Annotated in this window: 3 protein-coding genes and 2 pseudogenes; 3 read left to right on the top strand and 2 right to left on the bottom strand. The window is 75.6% G+C overall.

Annotation, left to right across the window (positions count from 1 at the left end; genetic code table 11):
* A pseudogene (locus ABEB16_RS08035) lies at window positions 1-186 on the bottom strand (sensor histidine kinase); the annotation flags it as partial.
* A 151-nt stretch (window positions 187-337) separates the two neighbouring features.
* Entirely contained in the window at window positions 338-979 is a 642-nt protein-coding gene (locus tag ABEB16_RS08030; RefSeq protein ID WP_345711741.1) for a TetR/AcrR family transcriptional regulator, read from the bottom strand.
* Window positions 980-1,087: 108 nt separating this feature from the next.
* Here ABEB16_RS08030 and ABEB16_RS08025 point away from each other — a divergent pair, with 108 nt between their 5' ends.
* The 3 genes and pseudogenes from ABEB16_RS08025 to ABEB16_RS08015 all read left to right on the top strand — a co-directional run.
* Window positions 1,088-2,377, top strand: a complete 1,290-nt coding sequence (locus ABEB16_RS08025; protein ID WP_345711740.1) for an MFS transporter — start codon at window positions 1,088-1,090, stop codon at window positions 2,375-2,377.
* Window positions 2,374-4,230 (top strand): glycoside hydrolase family 3 protein, encoded by a 1,857-nt coding sequence (locus tag ABEB16_RS08020; RefSeq protein ID WP_345711739.1) that lies wholly within the window; start codon window positions 2,374-2,376, stop codon window positions 4,228-4,230. The genes ABEB16_RS08025 and ABEB16_RS08020 overlap by 4 nt, the downstream gene beginning before the upstream one ends.
* A pseudogene (locus tag ABEB16_RS08015) lies at window positions 4,227-4,578 on the top strand (beta-glucosidase); the annotation flags it as partial. The gene ABEB16_RS08020 and the pseudogene ABEB16_RS08015, both read left to right, overlap by 4 nt.

The following is a 4,578-nucleotide window of genomic DNA, read 5'->3' as shown; positions in this document are numbered from 1 at the left end:
CCCCTCGAAGCCCACGGTGGTGAGCTGGCACTGGCGGTGCTCGTCGATGAGGTTGAGGGTCGCGGTGGGCACGCCCGCGATGGTCGCGGCCAGCCGCACGACGGCCTCGACCTCCGGCTCGGCGGGGCGGTCGAGGAGGCGGTAGGAGCGCAGCGCGCGCAACCGCCGCTGCTCGTCGTCCTGCACCGGTGCCCTCCCGTCCGGCTCGCCCTGGATGCGTCCGGTACCCCATCGGCAGCGGGGGCGCCGAGCTGAGCGCCGGGGCGACGGGCGCCGGGCTGAGCGCCGGGGCGACGGGCGCCGGGCTGAGCGCCGGGGCGACGGGCGCCGGGAGCCGTCAGCCCAGCGGCTCCACGAGCAGGCCGTCGAGGTGGGCGCGCACCTCCGCGGCCATGTCGACGCAGGTGCGGTCGAGCAGCCACTGCACCTGCAGGCCGTCCATGAGGGCCACGACCCGGACGGCGGCGGCGCGGGGGTCGACCCCGGGCCGCAGGCCGCCCTCGGCGGCGATCTCGGCGAAGTGGCGGGCCACCGCCGCGACGGTGCGGGCGTAGCGGTCGCGGAAGTACCGGTGCGCGGGGTGCTCGGGGCTGGTGGCCTCCGCCGACAGCACGCAGTACAGCTCGACGATGCCGGGGTGGCGGGCGTTGTCGGCGACGAGCTCGACGAGCGCCCGCAGCGCGCCGCGCCCGCGGGCGCCGCTCAGCCCGAAGCGGTGGTCGTCGCGCTCGTCGCGGTGGGCGAGGACGGCGGCGAGGAGCTGCTCCTTGCCGCCGAAGTGGTGCAGCAGCCCGGGGTGGGAGATGCCGACCCGCTGGGCGATCTCCCGCAGCGAGGCGGAGCGGTAGCCGACCTCGCCGAACAGGGTGGTGGCGGCGTCGAGGATCTCCTCGCGCCGGGCCCTGCCCTTGGCGTAGCCGCGCCGGGGCGCCACGAGGTCCGCCCGTGCCGGGTCCGTCCGCGCCGGGTCCGTCCTCACGGGTGCCACTCTGCCATCCGGGGGCAAATACCTACCAAGCGGTCAGGATGTTGGGGTACGGTGCCGACACCGCGGCCGACGGAGGCCGCCCCGTGCACAGGAGCCGACATGGCCGTCTCTCCGCAGGACCCGCTCACCGCACCGGTCGCCGGCGCCGCCGCGCCGCCCGCCGCCCGCGAGCCGCGCGCCTACGTCCCGACGCTGGCGCTGGCCAACTTCGGCGTCTACATCGCCCTGCTGACCCCCGTCATGCTCACGATGGCGCTCAAGGTCCAGCACCTGGTGGGCACCGAGCGGCAGGCCTCCGTGCTGGGCACCGTCCTCGGGATCGGCGCGCTCTTCGCCCTCGTGTGCAACCCCCTCGCCGGGCGGTTGTCCGACCGCACGACGTCCCGGCTGGGCATGCGCAAGCCGTGGGTCCTCGGCGGCGCGGTGGGCGGCTTCCTCGCCCTGGCGCTCGTCGGGTCCGCCACCAGCGTGTGGATGCTGGTCGTCGGCTGGTGCCTGGCGCAGGCGCTGCTCAACGGCGCCCTCGCCGCCGTCAACGCGACCCTGCCCGACCAGGTCCCCGAGCACCGCCGCGGCCTGGCCTCCGGCCTCGTGGGCATCGGCATCCCGCTGGCGATCCTGACCGGCTCCCTCATCGCCAACGCGTTCTCCTCCGACGTCACCCGCTTCGTCGCCCCGGCCGCCCTGGCCCTCCTCCTCTGCGCGCTCTTCGCGCTGCTCCTGCACGACCGCACGCGCGAGAGCCGCCCGGCGCAGCCGTTCGGGTTCCGCGAGTTCGTCGGCTCCTTCGTCTTCGACCCCCGCAAGCACCCCGACTTCGGCTGGGCCTGGCTGACGAAGTTCCTCGTGATGTTCGGGTACGCGGGCATCGCCACCTACCTGCTGTACTTCCTGCAGGCGCAGTTCGGCCTCGACGAGGCGGCCGCGGTCGGCGTCGTCGTCGCGGCGAACATCGCCAGCACCGTCGCGATGATCGCCTCCAGCTTCGTCGGCGGCTGGCTGTCCGACCGCGTCGGCCGGCGCAAGCCGTTCGTCACCGCCGCCGGCGTCATCATGGTGGTGGGGCTGGTGCTGCTGGCCTTCGCGCCCAGCACCGCCGTCGTCGTCGTCGCCCAGGGGATCATCGGCCTCGGCGCGGGGTCCTTCATGTCCGTCGACCTCGCCCTGGCCACCCAGGTGCTGCCGGACCCCGAGGACACCGCCAAGGACCTCGGCGTCCTCAACATGGCCAACGCCCTGCCGCAGTCGCTGGCCCCGATGATCGCCCCCGCCGTCATCGCCCTCGGCGACGGCACGGCCGTCGGCGGCTACCCGGCCTGGTACGCCTTCGGCGCGCTCGTCTCCCTCGTCGGCGCCCTCCTCGTCCACCGCATCAAGGGGGTCCGGTGAGCACCCCGACGACCACCACGGCGCCCTACCGGGACCCCGGCCTGCCGGTCGCCGCCCGCGTCGAGGACCTGCTGGCGCGCATGAGCCTGGAGGAGAAGGCCGGACTCCTCTTCCACACCATGCTCACCGTGGGGCCCGGTGGCTCCCTGCCCGCCGCCGACCCGGCGTTCGGGCTGCCCTCGGCGGAGGAGATGGTCCTGGGCCGGGGGATGACCCACTTCAACCTCCTCGGTGCCGCACCCACCGCGCAGGAGCTGGCCCGCTGGCACAACGCGCTGCAGGAGCTCGCCGCGCAGACCCGCCTCGGCATCCCCGTCACGGTCTCCACCGACCCGCGCAGCGCCTTCACCGACAACCCCGGCACCGCCGCGATGGCCGGCCCGTTCTCGCAGTGGCCCGAGACCCTGGGCCTGGCCGCCGTCGGCGACGCCGGCCTCGTCGAGCGGTTCGCGGACACCGTGCGCCGGGAGTACCTCGCGGTGGGCCTGCGCGTCGCGCTGCACCCGCAGGTCGACCTGGCCACCGAACCGCGCTGGTCGCGCATCGGCGGCACGTTCGGCGAGGACGCGGAGCTGACCTCCCGCCTCGTCGTCGCCTACGTGCGCGGGTTCCAGGGCGAGCGGCTGGGCCCGGGCTCGGTGGCCACGATGGTGAAGCACTTCCCCGGCGGCGGCCCGCAGCTGGACGGGGAGGACCCGCACTTCGCCTACGGCCGCGAGCAGGTCTACCCGGGCGGGAACTTCGAGCACCACCTGCTGCCCTTCGAGGCCGCGTTCGCCGCCGGCGCCTCCCAGGTGATGCCGTACTACGGCATGCCCGTGGGCACGCGGTACGAGGAGGTCGGTTTCGGCTTCAACCGCGACGTCGTCACCGGCCTGCTGCGCGAGCGCTACGGCTTCGACGGGATCGTCTGCGCCGACTGGGGGCTGCTCACCGACTCCGAGATCATGGGGCAGCCCATGCCGGCGCGCGCCTGGGGCGTGGAGCACCTCACGCCGCTGGAGCGCGCCGCCAAGGCCCTGGACGCCGGTGTCGACCAGTTCGGCGGGGAGGCCCGCCCCGAGCTCGTCGTCGAGCTCGTCCGCAGCGGTCGGATCAGCGCCGAACGCCTCGACGTCTCCGTGCGCCGCCTGCTGCGGGAGAAGTTCGTCCTCGGGCTGTTCGACGACCCGTTCGTCGACGAGGGCGCCGCCGGCGCCGTCGTGGGCCGCGCGGACTTCCGCGCCGCCGGGGAAGCCGCCCAGCGCGCCGCGGTGACCGTCCTCACGAACACCCCCGCCGGTCCGCGGGAGGTCCCCGTGCTGCCGCTGCCGCGCGGCGCCCGGCTGTACCTGGAGGGCGTGGACCCCGCCGCCGTCGGCGACCGCGCCGTCGTCGTGGCGAGCCCGGAGGAGGCCGACGTCGCGGTGGTGCGCCTGGAGGCGCCCTACGAGCCGCGCCCCGGGGCGTTCGAGGCGTTCTTCCACGCCGGTTCGCTGGAGTTCCCCGCCGCCGAGCGCGAACGGGTCGTGCGGCTGTGCCGCACCGTGCCCACGGTCGTCGACGTCCACCTGGACCGACCCGCCGTGCTGCCGGAGGTCGCCGCCGCGGCCGCGGCGCTCGTGGTCACGTTCGGCTCCTCCGACGCGGCGCTGCTCGACGTGCTGCTCGGTGACGCCGCCGGCCGCGGGCGGCTGCCGTTCGACCTGCCCTCCTCCACCGCCGCCGTGGTCGCCAGCCGCACCGACGTGCCCTTCGACACCGCCGACCCGCTGTTCCGCTGCGGGCACGGCCTCGACCTGGCACCCACCGGCCCCACCGCACCCGCCACCGAGACCGCCGCCGACACCGCCACCAGGAGCGCCCCCGCATGAGCACCACCGAGACCCCGGCCGGCACCAGCACCGACGGCACCGGCGGCACCGGCCTCGACGTCGCCGCGCTGCTGGCCGCGATGACGCTGGAGGAGAAGGCGTCGCTGTGCTCCGGCTCGGACTTCTGGCACACCCAGGGCGTCGAGCGCCTCGGCATCGAGCCGGTGATGCTCACCGACGGCCCGCACGGGCTGCGCAAGCAGGCCGGCAGCGCCGACCACGTCGGGCTCAACGGCTCCGTGCCCGCCACCTGCTTCCCGCCCGCCGTCGCGCTGGGTTCCTCCTGGGACCCGGACCTGCTGCGCCGCGTGGGCGAGGCCCTGGGCGCCGAGGCCCGCGCCGAGGGCG

It is taken from the genome of Kineococcus glutinatus (assembly GCF_039542765.1).
Lineage (GTDB): Bacteria > Actinomycetota > Actinomycetes > Actinomycetales > Kineococcaceae > Kineococcus_A > Kineococcus_A glutinatus.
Note: the sequence above shows the minus strand (reverse complement) of the source record. Positions and strands in the feature narration are given on the sequence as shown.